9 protein-coding genes are annotated in these 20,174 nt (G+C 68.0%); 4 read left to right on the forward strand and 5 right to left on the reverse strand.

The genetic code is table 11. From position 1 onward, the window contains the following. The first annotated feature begins 191 nt into the window (after positions 1 to 191). Complete coding sequence (locus tag OHA61_RS05490; protein WP_406301976.1) at positions 192 to 1,493, forward strand: lipopolysaccharide biosynthesis protein; 1,302 nt, start codon at positions 192 to 194, stop codon at positions 1,491 to 1,493. A 7-nt stretch (positions 1,494 to 1,500) separates the two neighbouring features. Here OHA61_RS05490 and OHA61_RS05495 read toward each other — a convergent pair whose 3' ends face one another. The 3 genes from OHA61_RS05495 to OHA61_RS05505 all read right to left on the reverse strand — a co-directional run bounded on the left by OHA61_RS05495 (position 1,501) and on the right by OHA61_RS05505 (position 7,158). Next, positions 1,501 to 2,517: a GNAT family N-acetyltransferase gene (locus OHA61_RS05495; protein ID WP_406301978.1), complete on the reverse strand. Its 1,017-nt coding sequence runs from the start codon at positions 2,515 to 2,517 to the stop codon at positions 1,501 to 1,503. Positions 2,518 to 2,869: 352 nt separating this feature from the next. Further along, the gene (locus OHA61_RS05500) at positions 2,870 to 5,623 is read right to left on the reverse strand and encodes an HAD hydrolase family protein (RefSeq protein ID WP_406301980.1); all 2,754 of its coding nucleotides are present in this window, start codon (positions 5,621 to 5,623) and stop codon (positions 2,870 to 2,872) included. 266 nt (positions 5,624 to 5,889) lie between these two features. Continuing rightward, positions 5,890 to 7,158 carry a family 16 glycosylhydrolase gene (locus OHA61_RS05505; protein ID WP_406301982.1) on the reverse strand — a complete coding sequence of 423 codons (1,269 nt, stop codon included), beginning with the start codon at positions 7,156 to 7,158 and terminating at the stop codon, positions 5,890 to 5,892. Positions 7,159 to 7,656: 498 nt separating this feature from the next. On the opposite strand from OHA61_RS05505, the gene OHA61_RS05510 reads away from it, so the two are divergent. Further along, positions 7,657 to 12,138 (forward strand): aminotransferase class I/II-fold pyridoxal phosphate-dependent enzyme, encoded by a 4,482-nt coding sequence (locus OHA61_RS05510; RefSeq protein WP_406301984.1) that lies wholly within the window; start codon positions 7,657 to 7,659, stop codon positions 12,136 to 12,138. A gap of 41 nt (positions 12,139 to 12,179) precedes the next feature. Here the strand turns inward: OHA61_RS05510 and OHA61_RS05515 are convergent, their stop codons facing one another. Both OHA61_RS05515 and OHA61_RS05520 read right to left on the reverse strand, forming a co-directional pair. Beyond that, on the reverse strand, positions 12,180 to 13,985 hold the full coding sequence (locus tag OHA61_RS05515; RefSeq protein WP_406301986.1) for a glycoside hydrolase family 15 protein: 1,806 nt from the start codon (positions 13,983 to 13,985) through the stop codon (positions 12,180 to 12,182). 273 nt (positions 13,986 to 14,258) lie between these two features. Beyond that, on the reverse strand, positions 14,259 to 15,281 hold the full coding sequence (locus tag OHA61_RS05520; protein ID WP_406301988.1) for a multicopper oxidase domain-containing protein: 1,023 nt from the start codon (positions 15,279 to 15,281) through the stop codon (positions 14,259 to 14,261). A 206-nt stretch (positions 15,282 to 15,487) separates the two neighbouring features. Between OHA61_RS05520 and OHA61_RS05525 the strand changes: the two genes are divergently transcribed. Beyond that, the gene (locus OHA61_RS05525) at positions 15,488 to 17,971 is read left to right on the forward strand and encodes a ThuA domain-containing protein (protein ID WP_406301990.1); all 2,484 of its coding nucleotides are present in this window, start codon (positions 15,488 to 15,490) and stop codon (positions 17,969 to 17,971) included. 56 nt (positions 17,972 to 18,027) lie between these two features. Then, a complete protein-coding gene (locus OHA61_RS05530; protein ID WP_406307285.1) occupies positions 18,028 to 20,172 on the forward strand; it encodes an OmpL47-type beta-barrel domain-containing protein in 2,145 nt (714 codons plus the stop codon). Positions 20,173 to 20,174: the final 2 nt, after the last annotated feature.

The raw sequence follows: 20,174 nt of genomic DNA on the forward strand, positions 1-20,174 counted from the left end.
GAACACCCGTCGCCTCCTTGTCCGGGCTGCGCATCACTGGGAGTCACCTTGCGCCGTCGGCAGGAGTGCTACCGCGGACATCTGGGCATCGCCCGGTGCCCTGAGGGTGATCGGGCGAGCGCTGCTGCCGACGGCCGTGGGGCCGCCGCGCCGCACGAGGCCGAGCACCTGCACGACAACTGGCGGGCACGGTGAGCCGGGGGCAGCAGCAGCCCAAGGACCATTTGCTGCGCACCGGCCACGTGCTGACGTTCAACTCGGTAGTGACAGCGGCACTTGGGGCCGGGTACTGGGCGTTGGCCGCCCGCTGGTACGACACCGATGCGGTGGGCCGCAACTACTCGGCGGTGTCGGCGATGATGCTGCTGGCCGGGGTGGGCCAGCTCAACCTGACCAATGTGCTGCTCCGTTTCGTGCCCACCGCGGGGGAACGCACCCGGCCGCTGGTCTCCAAGGCCTATCTGGCCGCTTGCGTTTTCACCGCGTTCCTTGCGGGGATGTTTCTCCTCCTGCTGCCCCAGATCTCGCCGGGGCTGCTCTTCCTGCGCGAGCCGCTGCTCGGGGGATGCTTCGTCGTGGCCACTGCGGCGTACGCGATTTTCGTCATCCAGGACGGCGTGCTGACCGGCCTGCGACGTCCGGAATGGGTGGTATGGGAGAACGCGGTGTTCGCGGTGGGGAAGATCGTGCTCGTCGGCGTGCTCGCCGTCGTCGCGAAGTCGACCGGAATCCTGCTGTCCTGGGCCCTCGCGCTGGTCCTCGCCATCAGCCTCACCAACGGCTTCCTGTACGCCAGGGCCTTCCCCCGGCACGCCAGCAACCCGGCGGACGAACGGGCCGACCCGAGCAGACCGACGCCGGGATACATCATGGCGGACTACGCGGCCGCGCTTTTCTGGCTCGCCGCGACCGCCCTGCTCCCGATCATCGTTCTCAACCGCCTCGGCCCCGACCAGGCCGCCTACTTCTCGCTCGCCTGGCTCGCCGGGTTCTCGCTGTACCAGCTGAACGCGAGTATGGGCGAATCGCTCATCGTCGAGGCAGCGAACGACCCGGCGCAACTGCCCATGCAGTGCCGCCGGGTGCTGCGACACACAGGGATGCTGCTGCTGGCGGGAACACTGATCCTCTGTGCAGCGGCGCCGCTCGTACTGCGGGTGTTCGGCCCGGAATACGCCCAGAACGGGGCGGGTCTGCTCCGCCTGGTTGCTCTGTCGGCGTTTCCCAATCTGGTCATCATCACGGCCGTGAGCGCCTGCCGGGCCCAGCGCCGGATGCGCGTGCTGGTCGGAATCCTGGCCGTCGTCTGCTCGCTGGCCACATCGCTGTCCTTGGTCCTGCTGTCGGCACTGGGCATCGCGGGGGTCGGTGCCGGCTGGCTCATCGCCCAAACGGTGGTGGCCGCGTGGCTGTGGTGGCGCAAGCCGCTCTGGCTGCCAGTGCGGGACCGGTCGGCATCACCGACAGACGGGGGCCTGGTGGGACCGCCCTGAGGCGCGCTCAGCTCCGTTCGGCAATGAGACGGGACTCGACAGCCCCGCGGACCCGGTCCAGCCGATCCTGAAGCCGAGTGAGCGGCAGGCGCTCGAGCCGGTACTCGGCGAGGTGTCTCTCGCGGGCACCGAGGTTGGCCTTGAACCGCTCCAGTGAAGCGACCCCGCCCGATTCGCCCATCTCGTAGTAGCGGCAACCGACATCACAGGCTTGCTCGACCGAGCGGAGCTGAAGGAGCTGGTTCACGCGCAGCGGACCGGCCGTCTGCTTGTCGCTGAAGCCGCGCCAGTAGATGCAACTCGATGCGTGCACCAGAACGATCGTGGCGGCCACCGGTTCACCGTCGAGGGTGGCGACCAGAATGCGGCAGGTGCCCGGGAGGGAAGCGGCAACGGCTTGGAATTTGGCGAGCGGCTCCGCACGCTTGCCGCGCTCCCGGACAACAGCCGAGGGCAGGTGCCTCTCCCGTGCCCGCCGGTCGAGCCAGCGCAGGTAGAGGTCGTAGAAGTCGGCAACCAGCTTGGGCGAGTGGCCGCTTTCGATGACCAAGCCGGCCTGCTCGGCCTTCCGTTCAGCCGATCGCAGGCGACTTCGCGTGTTCCTGGACCATCGCTGCGTCCACAGGACGTCCATGCCGCCCTCAAGATCCAGTACATGGACCTTCCGCGGGATGTGGACGACCCCCGGTGCCTGGTCGGGCCACGCGGGCGCAGCGGCGAAGGCAGGGCGGACGATGGTGCGCAGTGCTCCGTCCGACACCAGGTCGGCAAGGATCATGTCGACTTCGTGGGGGCGGACTCCTCCGGACGCCAGAATGCCGCCCGTTCCCCACCCCGGAGGGAAAGAGGACTGCAACGAGAGCGCGCGGAACCACCCCGGCCGGCGAACCATCGGCAGGACGAGCTCCCGGCCTTCGGCGGTCCGGTAGAGCCGGCTCGCGTCCTGCCAGCCACCGACGCGGCAGATGCAGTCCAGCCATTGCGGCATGTGGAATGCCGTGGCTGCCGGGTCGGCGGCGAGCACCTGCGCCCAGGTCTCATGTGGAACCGGGCTCACGGCCCGCATCACCCCATCACCGGCGTGGACGTCCCACTCCTGAGGCTCATGTTCGGGTGCCTGGTGATGGCTCACGAATGGTCTCCTCACGACCCCGCCCCGGCGGATGGACACCACGGCCCAGTCTTCCGGCGAGTGAAGCAGGAGAACTCGGAGCGTCGGCTCAAGTCTCCTGCTGCCACGATCCATTGTCCGAACACTTGCGCAGCCACGCAACGCGACGCCTGTGCCGGTACGGCGGCGACACCCGGCACGCGGAGACGAGTAATGCAGGCCGCGAGCCCGAAGTGCGGAACCTCTTCACGACGGCGGTGGCCGTTCACGTCCTCTGCCCGTCTCCGGCTGACCAGCGGCTCGCCATGAGGGCACCGTCCAGGCCTGCGCTCGCCAGAGCGAGCCTGGCCAGCCGGGCGGGCATGCCGACGCGGCCGGCCTCCGGTACCGCGAGCAGGGCCGTCAGGGCTCTGTCGTCGGGAGCCAGGCGCGGCGCCCGGCAGGCCGGACAGTGACCCGGCCGGTGGCCCAGCAACCGCTCGACGGCCTCGGCGAGCCCGGCCTGGCAGGGCCGTCGCAGGACAGGAAGCCCCGCCGCGCGCACCGCCCGGTCGGCGTTGCGCGGCGCACAGCCGGTTTCCGCTGATCGCAGCATCGGGATATCCGTGAAGCTGTCGCCCACAGCCAGTACGGGCCGCGCTTCGGGGGCGCCGAGCAGGTCCAACAGACCGCGCAGACCCGTGGCCTTGTCGATGCCCACCGGCACAAAATCGGTCTGCATGTCCCCTTGAACCACCGAAAACCGATCGGTGTCTCGCAGCTGTGCCATGAGACGGCGGACGGTGGTCATGTCCACGGCCCTACGACCGGCGCCTTTCCCGCGAGACGCCCGCACGGCATACCGGTACTGCGGGTCCACGCTCACGGACGGTACAGCGGACAGCAGGTCGGTCAAGGCGCCGTCGTGTTCGGCCACGAGCCCGACCGACCGGTCGGAGGCCGCGTCGTACGCCACGGCCCCATACTCTGCGACCCCTCCCGACAGGCCGTACGCCCGGCACCGGTCCCTCACCTCGGGGAGAGAGCGTCCGGTGGCGAGCAGCACCCGGTATCCATGGGCTCGAAGCGCGCGGAGGGCGAGCATCCCGGCGGGTGTGGAGACCGGGAAACCCGACAGGCTCGTCTCCAGCACACCGTCCACGTCCAGAACGCACCACGGCCCGTCCGCCACGGCATCCACATCCTGGAGGAAGAGACCTGACAGGTACTGCTGCACCGCCCGGGACTGGGCGCGCCGCGCATCTGCTGCAGTCATGCCTACGTCAACACCCGAGTGTGCGAGCCTCTCGGCGTTCCAGCCGTGCGCCACCTTGTACAGGCACCACTGGGAGGGTGGGACGGGAGTCTCGGTCAGCTTCTCGTAGCGGGCCAGCAGCCGGTCCTCCTCGCCGGGCAGCGGGAGCACAGCCCCTGCCAGGTCATACGCCGCGTCGTAGGCGGCCAGGTCCAGGTGACTGAAGAGGCCTTCGTGGAAGTCGACCTTGACCCATCCCTCGGCACCTTCCCGCCACTGCCCGTACGAGGTCCGGCCGTCCACGAGACACGGCGACGGCGAGTGCAGCAGAGCGCGCAGCAGAGGATCGATCAGCAGCGGGCGGAGCGGGGTTGCCAGCAGTCCGCACCTGTCGGCGAAGACCCGGGCTCCGATCTCCCACACGGGCTGACGCCCCTTGAGGAACGAGCTGCGGTCGGCCACCACGGCCAGTCGCTGTCGACGCTGCGTGACGTATTTGACGACGGCGTGCGGCGGCACGCGAGCGGCATCCCCGACCGCCTCCCCCTCCCCCGATTCCGCATCCTGGCGTTCGCGCAGCAGTACCCCGTCGTGGAACCCGTAGACGGGGGGCACCAGGCTGCCCAGCCGGCCGGCGACCGCGACGGCGTACCGGCCGAAGTAGCCGGTCCCCGCCGCTTCCGCGACCATCTCCAGCCGCTTCTCGCCGGAACCGGTGCGGACACGTGCGCTGAGAGGCACCGCCACCCGCGACCAACGGGACGGAAGGCCCGGTCGGCCCACCGACAGCTCGATCACCTCATGGTGGGGCAGCACATGCTCCAGGGTGCGGCGCATCGCCTCCTCGCCCATACGGGTGCGCACGTACCAGTCCGTGCCGGGGAGCACGACACTCGGGTGACCGGCAATCAGATCCGGAAGCGAACCCTCGCCGAATACGGCGAGCATCATCACGATGTGTTCGGCGGAAATCCCTGCCCGGCCGAGCTGGCCGGCGACAGCCGCCAGACTGCCGCCGGTTGTCGGAGGGTCGTCGCACAGCAGGGCCAGGCCTCGGCTTCGTCCGAGGGAGCGGAGAAACTCCCCGTCGCTGCGCAGCGGTGGCTCCCCCGGCCGGACGGTCTGAACCTTTACATGCCGGTATCCCGCGTCGCGCAGGGCGGCTCCGGTCAGCGGAGCAAGGTAGTTGCCCGATGTGCGCAGACCGATAACCACGAGGTGACGGTCCCGATCGGGATACCTGTGCGCGAAACGGGCGACGAGTTCTACGACATCGCGCGGGTGCTGGTCGAAGCTGCGGAAGGAGGAAGGAGGCCGCAGCAGGCTGTCCTCCAGGAGCGCGGCGATGCGTCGGGGCACTCCGGCCGTGTGGTGGCGCAGCAGGTGTTCCGCCCGCGCAACGCGTTCGGTGGAACGAGCGTCGGAAGCGGACACCAGCTCGGCGATCACAGCGTCTGCCAGCGCATCGGCGAGATCCTCGACCGATGTCAGCCACGCTCTCAGTTCACGGGCTGCGGGCGACGTTGCGGCGACCGAGAGCAGACCGCCCACGGCCCGGCGCAGTGCGGTCGCGCCGGTCCCGCGCGCGCCCAGCCGCCGCACCACCCGACTGGGCAGCCAATGGGTCCCGTGCAGGTAGTCCTGACCCACCTGAACGATGCCCGCAGCGCACAGAAAGGCATCCAGCACGTCGTCCCGGTCCGCAGCTGCCTGCAGACGGCTGTGCAGTTCCCGCACATTCGCATGCAGGTCCGGCACCGTCGGCCACGGGACCGTACCGCTCACGGCGACGGCGCCTGTCCTGCGGACAGTGACAAATACGACTGCCGGGGCGGGGAATCAGTACCTGTGAAGCTCATCAGGACCTCGACCACTCCTCCCGGGGCGCTTGCGCAACTGCCCGGGATTGCCGGTACGTGCACCACGAGTGACAGGCGGCAATGCTTCCGTGTCTCATGCTAGGCGTGGGCCCTCACGCGGGCGACCGCTGAGCCGCCCGGCACGACTGTGCCCGGCCGCGAGGTACACGGCCGGGCACGTCGTTCTGAGGGTCAGTGCTGCCAGACCCTCACATAGTCGGTCATCATGTCGGCCGGGGTCACGATCGGACCGCCGTGCTCGGTGCTGACGCCGTTGTTGAGGATCACGTACATCGGCGACGAGGTGATGCCGGTCGTGATCTGGCCCACCTGCTTGCCGTCGTAGTAGTACGTGACGACTCCGGACTTCCACTCGGCTCCGTACGTGTGCCATCCGGTGAAGTCACCGGGGGCGCAGCCGCCCGGGCCGCCCGACGGGGAGTGGAAGTGGTAGCAGGCCTTGCCGCCGCCGAGACCCTCCATGACATCCATTTCACCGTCTTCCGGCCAGTTCTGTCCGTCCGTCCAGAAGGCGGGCCAGTTGGCGATCACCCCAGGGGACGCCGCCGGGGTGTAGATCCTGGCCTCGAAGGCGCCGTAGGTGAACTGCGCCTTGCCGTTGCTCTCGACCAAGCCGGAGCGGTAGGCGTAGGTCTTGCCGTCGTTTGCGGTGGTCGCCTGCTTCTCGGCCTTGAGGTGCAGGGAGCCGCCGCTGACGCTCACCTGAGACGGGGCGTAGGCAGCCAGCTCGGCGGAGTTGACCGGCTTCGTCGTGCAGGTGGGGCAGCCCAGCCAGTTCGGGTTCCACTTCGAACCGTCGAGGCTTGTGCCGTTGAATTCGTCCCCGAAGACCTGGCGCCAGGTGCCCGGGATGCCCTGCGGCGCGCTTCCGCTCGTCGGCGTGGTCTGGCTGGGGGACGGAGCCGTCGTGGCCGGCGCGGTCGGGGTGGAGCTCGGGCTGGGAGTGGAGCTCGGGCTGGGCGATGCGGAGGCGGAAGCCGTCGGGCTGGGCGTCGGCGTAACCGTGGAGCCGGAGGTGAACGTCTTCACCGGCGAGAGGTTGTGCCAGGTGTTGTTGTACTTGTACGCGGCGAAGGCCTTGTACGTGCCGGCCGGGAATGTGCGGCTGCCGGAGGTGAACGTCGTCTGCCAGGGGCCCAGCGTCGGCGCGGTCGCCCCGGGGAAGTCGAAGTGGGAGCCGTTCGCCGACCGTACGGCGACGGTCAGGGCCTGCACCCGGATCGTGCGATCGGAATGGACCTTCGCGGTTGCCGTCATCGAGCCATTCGATGCCGTCGAAAGGGACAGCGAATCGAGGACCACCCCGGTCGACCCGGTCGACGGCTGCGAGTCGCCTGCCCATGCCGCGCTGCCCATGGCAAGGGTCGCGAAGGAAAGCACGAGGGCGGAAATCTTCGTCCGGGTGGTCAGCTTGCGGCGGTGTCTGGAATTTCTGGGCATGAATGGATGACCTTTCGCCCCCCACATCAGGCAATAGGCCTGCCATTGCGCGGGGCAAAAGCGGGCTGAAGGCTTGGACTCTGCGCGAGCCGAATCGGGCACGCAACCGCCTTCGTTGTCCTGTCACCCGTATCGCCGAGGTCACTGACCCTCAGAACTTATGACACAACGCCGAGTTGGCGAGACTCGGCGCCTTTTATGTGATGTCCGCCATAGTGAATTACATTTCACTCAAATGGGACGAATGCGATGCGATGGAAACGTCCCATTTATGCCGAAGATGAAGAATTACCGCCCTACCGGGAACCGGCAAAACACCCCCACGGAGGCCGACCGGCGGAGAAAGGCCTCAACGCCTGATCCGGGGCCGCTCAGGACCTCCGGTCGCCGCCCATCCAAAGCCGACATACCATCGAAAAAGCCAACGAACAGGCCGACGTTGCCCAGCAGACAACGGTGCTGTACCGGGTGTCCGATGGTGGTAGGAGGCGGTTCGCATTGACCCGGTTCCAGCGCCTGATGGCCGGCTATTTCGCACTCGTGATCCCGCTCACCGTCGTGTACCTGACGATCCCGAGCCGACGCGAGATCACCTGGGCAGCCATCGGCCTCCTCGGCGTTTGCGCCATTCTCCTGGGCATCCGGATCAACCGGCCGACCCACCGCTGGCCGTGGCTGGTGCTCGCCGCCGCCAACTTGACCTTCACCGCCGGCGACACCACGTACAACATCCTCAACACCGTCTTCAACCAGCAGAATCCATTTCCCTCGCTGGCCGACGTGTTCTATCTGGCGACGTATCCGCTGTTCGCCATAGGGCTGTTCGGATTCATCCGGTATCGCGCGACGGGGCGTGGCCTCGCGAATCTGCTGGACGCGTTGATTCTGGTGTCCGGCCTCGCGCTGCTTTCCTGGGTCTACCTGATCACGCCGTATGCCCAGGCCGCCGACATGACCTGGATTCAGCGAGCGATTTCGATCGCCTACCCGCTCGGTGACGTACTGATGCTGGCGATGCTCGTGCGTCTGCTCGTTCCCGGCGATGTGCGCAGCCCCGCGGTCCAGCTCCTCACCGTCGGCACGCTCGGCATGCTCGTCTCCGACGTTTTCTACGGGCGTCTCCAGCTCAATGGAACCTGGCAGACCGGCACCCCGATAGATCTGGGCTGGGTGGTCTTCTTCACCGCCTGGGGTCTGGCGGCGCTGCATCCCTCGATGGTGGAACTGACGACACGAATGCCCGAGCGGCAGCCGGTCATCCGCATCCGGCGGCTCGTCATACTCGCCCTGGCCGCGCTGGTCGCTCCCACGATGCTCCTGTACGAAGCCCTGGGCGGCTCAGTCCAGGACGGGGCTGTCATCGCCGTGTTCTCGGCCGTTCTCTTCCTGCTCGTACTGGCCCGTCTTTCCGGCCTGGTCCCCGTCCACTTGAAGGCAATGAGCCGCGAACGGGGCCTTCGGGAGGGGGCCGCGTCGCTGGTGGCGGCGGCCAGCGTGAAGGAGATCGCGAATTCGGTCCAGGGAGCGGCGGACCTGCTCTTCGGAGCGCGGACGCCCCACGAGGCCGTCCTGCTGACCACCGACACCGGCGAGTCCAGGCTCCACAGCGTGCGCACGACATCGCGCCTCTGGGACTGGCGCCTCGACTGGACCGACGAGACGGCCGAAGCGTGGCTGCCCGCATTCCTCGCCCGTGAGACGCAGGTCGTGAAGCTCGAGGACCTCGGTCAGTCCGCAGCCTCCGAGTTGGGGGACCTGCCGAACGCCCTGCTGTGTCCCCTGTCCTTCCCCGACCGTCCGACCGGTGACGCGCTGGTCGGCGCTCTGGTCGTGGCGGGGCCGGAGCAGAGCCTGGCGCAGTTGTGGGGGTCCTTCGAGACCCTGGCCTCGCAGGTCGCACTGGCGGTCGAACGCGTCGCGCTCGGCAAGGAGGTCAACCGCCGTAACAGCGAGGCGTACTTCCGCACCCTCGTGCACAACGCCTCCGACGTGATCCTGATCCTCGACGACGACAACACCATCAAGTACGCGAGCCCGTCCGCCGAGGGGATGTTCGGCCGGTCGCCCCTGTACGGGGTGGGACTCGGCGAACTCGTGGCGGACCAGGACAGCGAGCGGGCGATGGAGTCCCTGGCGCGGATGCGCACCGAGGACGACCTGGACAGCCGCAACGACTGGCAGGTCCTGCAGCAGGACGGGGGACGCATCGATGTGGAGGTCCGATGCAGCAACCTGCGGCACGACCAGACCGTCCACGGACTGGTCCTCACCCTGCGCGACGTGACCGAGCAGCGCAAACTGGAGCAGGAACTCACCTACCGCGCCTTCCACGACGGCCTCACCGGCCTCCCCAACCGTGTGCTCCTGCTGGAGCGGATCGAGCGGGCACTGCTGCGCGGACGCCGGGCTTCCACCCTCACCTGCGTACTGTTCGTGGACCTGGACGACTTCAAGGTGGTCAATGACACGAGGGGCCACTCGGTCGGGGACGAACTCCTCATCGCCGTGGCACGGCGGTTGACCGGAACACTGCGGGCCAGTGACACGGCATCGCGCCTGGGGGGTGACGAGTTCGCGGTGCTCATGGAGGGGGCGAAGGAACCGGCAGCCGCGGAAGTGCTCGCCCAACAGATAATCCAGAGTCTCACCGAGCCGTTCCGGCTCTCGAGCGGAATGGTCAGCCTCTCGGCCAGCGTGGGCATAGCCAGCGCGCAGGACAGCGCCAACGCGGAAGAACTGCTGGAACATGCCGACTTGGCCCTGTACGCCGCGAAAACGGCCGGGAAGCGGCAGTGGCGCACCTACCGGGCGCAGTTGCACACCGGAATGCTGGAGCGGCACGAACTCCAGGCGAGCCTCGAAAGCGCCATCGCCGCCGAGGCGTTCCATGTGCGCTATCAGCCCATAGTCGAGATCCCCACCGGCGAGGTCACCGGCTTCGAAGCGCTGATCCGCTGGCCGCAGGACAGGCGCGGTCTGATGCCTCCCGACCAGTTCATCGCGCTCGCCGAGGAGACCGGGCACATCATGCCGCTCGGCGCCTGGGTGCTCGAACACGCCACCGCCCACGTGGCCCACTGGCAGCAGTCGGTGCCACGGCCGGTCCCCCTGAACATCAACGTCAACGTGTCCGCCCGCCAGTTCCGCGACCCCGGGTTCCTCGAGCAGGTGCGCCGCGTCCTCGACACGTCCGGCCTGGCGAGCGGTTCGCTGGTGCTGGAGTTGACGGAGACCGTCCTCATGAATCGCGACGATCAGATTCGTTCGGTGATGAGGACGCTGAAGGAACTCGGCGTGGGGATGGCGATCGACGACTTCGGCACCGGCTTCTCGTCGCTCAGTTATCTCCGCGAATTCCCGATCGACGTGCTCAAAGTCGACAAGTCCTTCATCGACGACATCGGCGTCGACGACCAGCAAGTCGCTCTGGTCGAAGGCATTGTGCGCATTGCCGACACCCTCGGCCTTCAGGTCATTGCCGAAGGTATCGAAGAGGTGGAGCAGCGGGACCGGCTGGCAGCCATGGGCTGCCGGTTCGGGCAGGGTTATCTGTTCGCCCGCCCGATGACAGCGGACCAGGGCGAACAACTCCTGAGAAGCGCCAGCGAACACCAAGCACCACGGGTGATCAACAGCACGGCGACGCGTCGGACGACCCGCATTCGCCAGAGCACCGCCGACGTCAGCCCGCGCTCGTCGACCGGTGCCGAAGGCCCGGTGGACGAGGATCCCGCACGCAAGACACTGACACCCAGCGACGTGCGACGCGACCCGCGCTGGGGAGATCTCGAACACCTGCGGCGTTCCAGCCCGATGTGCGATGCCGTCGTCGACGAGGTCCGCGGCCGGCACGTGCGCTGCGGTGACCACTGGCTCATCGACTTCGCGTCATCCAACTTTCTGGGCTTCGACCTCGACCCCGAGATCATGGACGCGATCGAGCCACAGATTCAGCGTTGGGGCACCCACGCGAGCTGGTCGCGGCTGGGCGGCAGTCCCAGCCTCTACCCGGAGATCGAGGAGCGGCTCACCGAACTGCTGGACGCGCCGGACACGTTGCTGCTCCCGACCGTCACCCTCATCCATGCCTCCGTGATCCCGGTGATCGGCGGCGAGGGCCACATCTTCATCGAGGCACGCGCACACCGCACGGTCTACGACGGATGCCTGGTCGCCCGGGCACATGGCGCAACCGTGCAGCGGTTCCACGCAGACCGGCCGGACGAACTCGATGCTCTGCTGCGCGCCGCGCCGGCCGATTCCTCCCGGCTGGTGTGCCTGGACGGGGTCGACAGCATGACCGGGAACCTGCCCAATCTGGCCGAACTGGCTGGCGTCTGCCGGGCGCGGGACGCATTGATGTACATCGACGACGCGTACGGCTTCGGGATCGTCGGCGAACGCCGTGCCGATGAGACGTCCCCGTACGGCTCCCGCGGCAACAGCATCATCCGCCATCTCGGGGAGACGTACGACGACGTCATCCTGGTCGGCGGATTCTCCAAGGCGTACTCGTCGCTGCTGGCGTTCCTGGCTCTGCCGACATGGCTGAAGGACCATCTCAAGGTCGCCGCCGCACCGTATCTCTACTCCGGCCCCTCACCGACGGCCTCGCTCGCCAGTGCACTCGCCGGCCTGGATGTCAACGACCGGCGGGGCGACACCATCCGCGCCGATCTGCACCGCAAGGCAATGCGCGTCCTGGATCATGTCAACGCCCTTGGCGTCTTCACGCCCAACACCAGCGGGCTGCCCGTCATCGAGATTCCCCTCGCCGACGGCTCTGACCTGGATGCGGCGGCGCAGTTCCTCTGGGACCGCGGGATCTACGTCACGCTGGCGGCGTATCCGCTCGTCCCGCGGGACCGGGTGGGAGTCCGCATCCAGGTCACCGCCAAGAACAGCGACGAGGACATCGACCGGCTCAACGAGTCGCTTTCGGAGTTCGTCGAGCGGTTCGAACTGCAGATGCGGCCCTGACGCGCCGGGCACTGGCCGGCTGATGCCCGGGCGCTGGCCGACTACTCTTCGGCCGGATGGTGACCCTGTGCCGCCTCCCGCAGGGTGAAGGCCGTGTTGACCAGCGCGATGTGACTGAACGCCTGTGGTGTGTTGCCGAGTTGACGGCGAGTCACCGGATCCCACTCCTCGGAGAGCAGCCCGACATCGTTACGCACGTCCAGCACCCTCTCGAACACCGCGCGGGCCTCGTCCTGGCGCCCGGTGACGGCCAGCGCATCGGCCATCCACATCGAACAGGCCAGGAACGCACCCTCCGAGCCACGCAGCCCGTCCACGTCGTTCACCTCATGGTCCCTGCTGGCGTAGCGGCGCAGGAAGCCGTGGTGATCCAGCGTCCTGACCGCCTCGACGGTGCCGAGCACCCGCGGATCGTGAACCGGCAGGAAGCCGACTCTGGGGATGAGCAGCGCGGAGGCATCGAGCACATGGGCCCCGTAGTACTGCACGAAGGACCCCTTCTCCTCGTTCCAGCCGTCCCGGCACACCTCCCGGTGGACCTCTTTGCGCATGGCTCGCCATCGTTCGACGTTGTCGGTGCGTCCGGCCAGCTTCCACATCCGCAGGGCGCGGTCGGCGGCCACCCAGCACATGATCTTGGAGTGGACGAACTGCCGCCGTGGCCCGCGTACCTCCCACAGTCCCTCATCGGGTTCGCGCCAGTGCTCTTCGAGGTAGCTCATGAACGAGTTGACGAGTCTCCATACATGGCGTGGCATGGGAACACCGGAGCGCAGGGCCATGTACAAGGCGTCCAGCACCTCGCCGTAGACGTCGAGCTGGAACTGCCCCACCGCCGCGTTCCCGAAGCGGACCGGCTCCGAGCCCTCGTAGCCGGGCAGCCACAAGGCCGACGACTCTTCCGGCAGCCGGCGCTGCCCCGCCACGCCGTAGAGCGTCTGCAGGTCCGCCGGATCCCCCGCGATGGCGCGCAGCAGCCAGTCCCTCCAGGACACGGCCTCTTCCCGGAAACCGCTGCGCAGCAGGCAGGAGAGGGTGAGAGTGGAATCGCGGAGCCAGCAGAACCGGTAGTCCCAGTTCCGCTCTCCGCCGATGCTCTCGGGCAGGGACGTGGTGGCCGCGGCGACGATACCCCCGGTGGGGGCGTAGGTGAGCGCCTTCAATGTGATCAGGGAGCGCACCACAGCGTCCCGCCAGGGCCCCTGGTAGCGGCACTTCGCCGTCCAGCGCTCCCAGAAATCGAGTGTTTCCAGCAGCGCGGTCGCCGGGTCGACCAGCGGCGGGACCGGCATGTGCGAGGGTGACCAGCTGAGCATGAAGGCGAGAGTCTCGCCTTCCCGGACGGTGAAGTCGAAATAGGTGCAGTCGTCGGTGGCGCGCACATCCACCCGCTGGTCGGCGCTCAGCCATGCGGAGTCGGGTCCGGCGACCGAGACGACGTAGGTGCCGCGGGTGCGCGTCCAGGGAACGACACGGCCGTGGTTGAACCGGAGCCTCATTTCTCCGCGCATGGCCACGGTCCCGGAGAGACCTTCGACGATGCGCACGACATGGGGCAGATCGGCGCGCGGAGGCATGAAGTCGGTGACCCTCACCGCGCCGTCGACCGAGTCCCAAATGGAATCCAGCACCAGGGTGTCGCCGCGGTACGACCGGCGGTTGCACTGACGCCGGCCGACGGGCGCGATGCGCCAGTACCCGTTGCCGGGGCCCCCGAGAAGCGCGGCGAAGCAGGCCGGAGAATCGAAGCGGGGCACACACAACCAGTCGATCGCCCCGTCGCGGCTGATGAGGGCTGCCGTCTCCAGATCACCGACGACGGCATAGTCCTCGATCATCCCGGCCATGACGCACTGCCACTGTCGGGGGCGCCCGGCGGACGGGCGACCCGTCGTGGATACCTCCGGGCTCCCACGACGCCGACCCTGAATGCCCAGATTTTCCAAGCTCTCACGATGGCCGCCACAGTCGCTGGAGTATCAGCCTTTCCCGGTTCAGTTTGCCTTGGATGCAGCATAACTCCGGCTTTGCGCCCCCGCGCGGCGTCGCAAAACCGGACGAACGTGGAAGGTCCGCACGGCGGCGGCCCCGACGACGGCATTCACCCGTATGGCGCAGTACTAGTGGCTGTGCCCGCCGGCCTTCGCGTCCGAGCCGGCTTCCCGCCCGGCGCTTTCCGGGTGGTGCGGCTCGTACCCCGGGATCGTCCCGTCCGGCTTTGCCACCAGGAACAGCCCGGCCATACCCATGTCGGAGTGGCTCTGGACATGACAGTGGTACATCCACGCCCCCGCCCCCACGCTTTCGCCCGCGACGACCTGGAAGCCGAAGGAGTCCGCCGGGCCCGTGATCTTGTTGTCGATGACACGGCTGACATCCTCCGGACCCTGAAGCAGACCGGTCCGGTTGTCCGCCCAGCGATGGCCGTGCATATGGAAGGTGTGGTAGTACTCGCCGTGCGTGATCATGATGATCTCGACGCGATCGCCCACCGTGGCCCGGAAGTTGGGGCTCGCGCTCGCCGGCTTGTTGTTGATGGTCATGTCGTTGAAGACGATCGTGAACTGCTTGTCCGGGAGGATGTCACCCTTCCTGCGGACCACCACCGGACCGTAGAGACCCTTGCGGATGCCGCCGGTGCCGTGGTCCGTGCCCACCACATGGTCGTGGTAGTGCCAGTAGCCCGCGCTGCCGGGGCGCCAGGTGCCGTCGGCGCGCTTGCCCGGGGCGTGCGTGCGCCAGGTGTACGTACGCGTGGCTCCCGGTTCGACGTGACTCTTGCTCATCCGGGTGCCGTCGTTGGCGATGTCGTAGTCCACGCCGTGGGCATGCAGGCTGACCGGAACATCCATGGTGTTCTCGAACTCGATGTGCAGCGTGTCGCCCTCGATCAGCTCGATGAGCGGGCCGGGGATCGACGCCTTCCCCTTCTCCAGGCCGTAGCCCATCTGGCCGTCCATCAACTTCTCGGCGTACAGCTTGAGATGGCGTACCTGGCCGCCCGCCGGGGCGGTCCTCGGTGCGTCCGCCGCCGACGGCGCGCTCGTCGCGCTTTGGGCGGCGGCCAGCGATAACGATGTCACGCCCGTCGCCGCCACCGCGCTCCCTGCCAGCAGCCGCCGGTTGAAGCTCCGTCTGTCCATGCCGAACTCTCCAGTCCTGTACGGAGGTTGACGGGGTACGGATATGCACAGGTGACCCCGGGGACGGCGCCACGGTAGCCCGGTGATCTTCGTTTATCCACGCCCAGGACAAAGTTCGTGCCATTGCGGTCTTTCCTATTGGCGAACCACGAAAAGGGGTCTAGTTTCCAAGGCTGTTGTTGTGACCACAGAGGGGTGGGTGACCAATGCAGCGCACACCACATCACAGGTCGAGATCCCGAAGAAGCAGTCTGGCAGCTGCCCTTGGGGTCGGAGCTCTGACCGTCTCCCTGCTCGGCGGTGGCGATGTCGCCTCGGCCAGGATCAATCCGGAACCACCGTCGACAACGTTGTCCTTACCGTCGCCCCCGGGCGGCCAGAATGTGAAAGTCCTCGTCTTCCACGCCTCGGCCACCGCCGAGTCGCCGACCGTCGACGCGGGTATCGCGGCGATCGAGGCCATCGGCCGGACCGGGCCCGCCGCCGGCCGGTTCACGGCCGAGGCCACGGACGACGCCGCCGTCTTCACCGAAGCCACCAGGCTCGGCACGTACAACGCGGTCGTCTTTCTGACCGGCGGCGGCGATGTGCTCGACCCGGAGCAGGAGGCCGGGCTGGAGTCGTATCTGGAGGCCGGCGGAGGCTTCGTCGGCATTCATGACGCGGCGCGCACCGAGCCGTACTCCGACTGGTTCACCGGGCTGATCGGGGCCCGGCCGACCGGCGCACCGAGCACAGTGCAGCGCGCGGTCGTCGAGGTCGGCGACCGCCGGCATCCGGCCACCGCGTCGCTTCCGCTGCAGTGGAAGCGGCCGGACGCCTGGTTCAACTGGGCGGCGAACCCGTCCGGCAGCGTGCACACCGTGGCCCGTGTCAAGGAGAGTTCGTACAAGCCCGCCGCCGGCGCCAACGGCTGGGACCACCCCGTCTCCTGGTGCCGTGACTACGACGGCGGCCGCTCCTTCTACACCGGCATGGGCGGTACGGTCGACAGCTTCGCCGAGACCGACTTCCGCGACCATCTGCGCGGCGCCCTCGCCTGGACCACCCGCCTCTCGCGCGCCGACTGCAAGGCCACCATCAACGCCAACTACACCGCCGAGCGCGTGACCCGGCCCAACCAGCCCGGGCAGAACGACCAGATCGGCGAGCCGCACGGCCTGGTGACGGCACCCGACGGGCGGGTGCTCTACATCGGCCGCGGCGGGGCCGACGCCGGCACGCCCGTCGTCACCGACTGGAACAACCCCGACATCGGCAAGGGCCTGGGCGAGATCCATGTCTACGACCCGAGGACCAGGAAGGTCACCCTCGCCGGGGCGCTCACCGTCTTCGGCAACAAGGGCGGCGGCGATGAACTGATCAAGGTCGAGGAGGGGCTGCTCGGTATCGAGCTGGACCCCGGCTTCATGACCAACGGCTGGGTGTATCTGCACTACACGCCGCATGCGCAGATCAACCGCGAAACGCACATGGCCGAGCGTCGCGTCTCACGCTTCACGCTCGACCTCGCTGCCGACAAGCTGGATCTCGCCTCCGAGAAGGTCCTGCTCAAGTGGCCGGTGCAGATCCACAGTTGCTGCCACGCGGGCGGCGGTATGGCGTGGGACTCGAAAGAGAATCTCTACATCGCCACCGGCGACAACAACTCCTCCGGTTTCAGCGGCGGTTACTCCGGCAACAACCCCCAGCCCAACTTCAAGGGCGTGTCCTTCGCGGACGCGCGCCGCACCGCGGGCAACACCAACAACCTCAACGGCAAGATCCTGCGGATCCACCCCGAGGACGACGGGACCTACACGCTCCCGGCAGGGAACCTGTTCACGGGCACGGAGCAGGACGAGGGCGGCGGCAAGACCCGCGGCGAGATCTATGTGATGGGCGTGCGCAACCCGGCCCGTATCTTCGTCGACAAGTCGACGGACATTCTGTACGCGGGCTGGGTCGGTCCGGACGCGGGCGCACCGAGCACGACCTGGGGCCCGGCGAAGTACGACACCTTCTCCGCCATCACCACAGCGGGCAACCACGGCTGGCCGTACTGCATGGGCAACAAGCAGCCCTACCGGGACCGCAATCTGCCCGATCCGGGCAAGCCGCTCGGCTGGTACAACTGCGACGCCCCGAAGAACGAGTCCCCGAACAACGACGGCCTGGTGAATCTGCCGCCGGTCACCTCCAACACCATCTGGTACTCGCCGCAGGGCGGTGGCGTGGACTATCCGCGGGACGCCAATGGCATCCCCAGCTACAAGACGGAGGAGCAGAAGATCCTCATGCCGTGGCTCAAGGGCGGCGGCCAGGCGACCATGAACGGCCCGGTCTACCGCTATGACGCGGCGAGCACCAGCGAGGACAAGTGGCCCTCGTACTGGGACGGGAAGTGGTTCGTCGGCGACTTCTACGACGGCGACCAGCCGCGGCACGCGGTCCTCACCGACCCCAGGACCGTCGGCAAGGGCGGGATTCCGGTGCACGCCGAATCCCTGAAGAAGATCATCCCGGTCGGGACGGACGGCATCCGCAATCTCATGGACTGGAAGTTCGCCCCCGACGGCTCGCTCTATGTCCTGGACTACGGCCGCGGATTCTTCACCTCCGACTCCAAGTCGGCGCTGTGGCACGTCACGTACAAGGGCGGCGAGCCGACCCCGTCCGCCGACAAACTGGCACGGAAGGCGGCGCGGTGAGACCCGTGAAACACAGAACGGCGAGTTTCTGGACGGCCGTGGTGGCCGCGCTGACGATGGTCCTCGGTCTGATGTCGGCGGTCGCCTACGGGCAGAGCGACGACGTGGCCGCGGGCCAAGTCCTCACCTGGACGGCCGGCGACTCGATCGAGAAGTACGCGTCGTTCCCGGGCACGGCGGTGGCGGGCAGGGCGACGATCGTCTTCGAGAACAGCGCGGCGACCGGCAACACCATGGGAATGCCGCACACGCTGACCTTCGACGTCTCCGATCCCGAGTACAACAACGACGTACCGCTGAACATCCTCGCCAACCCCAGTGACGACCAGGGCGGCAAGCACACCGCCGAGGTCACTCTCACCCCCGGCCGGTACCGCTTCCACTGCACCATCCCCGGCCACGGCGCGATGCAGGGGATCCTGACCGTCACCGAGGGCGGCGGCCAGGACACCACACCGCCGGAGACGTCCGCGAAGGTCGACGGTGACAAGAACGCCGACGGCGCGTACGTCGGCCAGGCCACCGTGACCGTCTCGGCGGCCGACGCGGGTTCGGGTGTGGACAGGACCGAGTACGCGGTCGGGGCCGGCGGCCCCTGGCAGCCGTACACCGCGCCCGTCGTGGTGAACGAGGTCGGCACGCACAAGATCCGCTACCGGGCCCGTGACAAGGCCGGCAACGTCGCCGCCGAGAAGGCGGTCGACTTCGCCGTCGTCGCCCCGCCGACCGACGACAGGACCCCGCCCGAGACTTCGGCGACGGTCAGCGGCGAGAAGAACGACCAGGGTCAGTATCTGGGCATGGCCACGGTCACGGTGACCGCGTCCGACACCGGCTCGGGCGTCAACACCATCGAGTACGCGATCGGCGCGAGCGGGGCCTGGCAGCCGTACACCGCCCCGGTGATGGTGCATGAGGCGGGCACGCACAAGGTCCGCTACAAGGCGACCGACAAGGCGGGCAACGCGGCCCCGGAGAAGTCCGTGGACTTCACCGTCGTCACACCGCCCGCCGAGGACAAGAATCCGCCGCAGACCTCGGCCGCGGTGAGTGGCAGGCAGAACTCCGACGGCGCGTACATCACGAGCGCCAAGGTGACCGTCACCGCGAGCGACGCGGAATCCGGGGTCGACAAGGTCGAGTACTCCCTCGACGGCGGTCCCTATCTCGCGTACTCCACGCCCGTCATCGTCGACCGGGTCGGCTTCCACACCCTCCTGCACCGGGCCACCGACAAGGCGGGCAACACCTCGGCCGCGCAGAAGGTGACGTTCACGATCGCCGAGGGCGGCGGCGTACCGGCGCCCAACTGCCCGGAGTTCGACGAGCGGTTGACAGTGATCGTGGGTACGGTCGACACGGGTGTGCCCAACCGCGTCACCCGCAGCCGCTGCACCATCAACGAGCTGATCGAGGACGAGAAGGACTGGTCCTCGCACGCGCTGTTCCTCAAGCACGTCGACAAGGTCCTCGACCAGCTGCTCGCCGACGGTGTGATCGACCGGCGCGAGCACACGAAGATCTACCGGGCGGCCAAGCAGTCCGGCATCGGAAAGCCGGGCCAGAACACCGGCTACCGCGATCTGTTCGACGGCACACAGGCCTCGTTCGGCAAGTGGCAGCACGTGGGCGGCGGTTCGTTCGGGCTGGGCCCCGACGGGTCGATGACCAGCGGCACCACCAGAGGCGGCCTGGGCATGCTGTGGTTCCCGCAGCGGCAGTACGGGGACTTCTCGCTGAAGCTCCAGTGGCGCGACGACGCGCCGGGCAACGGCAACGCCAACAGCGGTGTCTTCGTGCGCTTCCCGTACGTCCACGACAATCCGGAGGAGCCGCGTCCCGAGTGGGTCGCCATCAAGTACGGCCACGAGGTGCAGGTTCTGGACCGGTCGGACGGCGACATGTACAAGACCGGCTCGGTCTACGGGTTCGACCGGGTGGGCCTCGGCGGTGCGGGTGTGACGCCGAAGGGCACCTGGAACGACTACGAGATCCGGGTGGTCGGCCAGCACTACTCGGTCTACCGCAACGGCGTGCTGATCAATGAGTTCGACAACGCCGGCGGCCAGGAGTTCGTCCCGCCGCGGGGCGACGACCCGGGCACGGACGGCCGGCGGTACGCCTCCGGCTACATCGGGCTCCAGGTCCACGGCACGACCGATGTGATCTCCTACCGCAACATCCGCGTCAAGGAGCTGTGAGG

It is taken from the genome of Streptomyces sp. NBC_00885 (assembly GCF_045207475.1).
GTDB lineage: Bacteria > Actinomycetota > Actinomycetes > Streptomycetales > Streptomycetaceae > Streptomyces.

What these genes read in the sequence shown, in the direction of transcription:
- OHA61_RS05505 (WP_406301982.1), bottom strand. Translation starts at nt 7,158, where the DNA reads ATGCCCAGAAATTCCAGACACCGCCGCAAGCTGACCACCCGGACGAAG.
- OHA61_RS05515 (WP_406301986.1), bottom strand. Translation starts at nt 13,985, where the DNA reads ATGGCCGGGATGATCGAGGACTATGCCGTCGTCGGTGATCTGGAGACG.
- OHA61_RS05530 (WP_406307285.1), top strand. Translation starts at nt 18,028, where the DNA reads ATGGTCCTCGGTCTGATGTCGGCGGTCGCCTACGGGCAGAGCGACGAC.
- OHA61_RS05525 (WP_406301990.1), top strand. Translation starts at nt 15,488, where the DNA reads ATGCAGCGCACACCACATCACAGGTCGAGATCCCGAAGAAGCAGTCTG.
- OHA61_RS05520 (WP_406301988.1), bottom strand. Translation starts at nt 15,281, where the DNA reads ATGGACAGACGGAGCTTCAACCGGCGGCTGCTGGCAGGGAGCGCGGTG.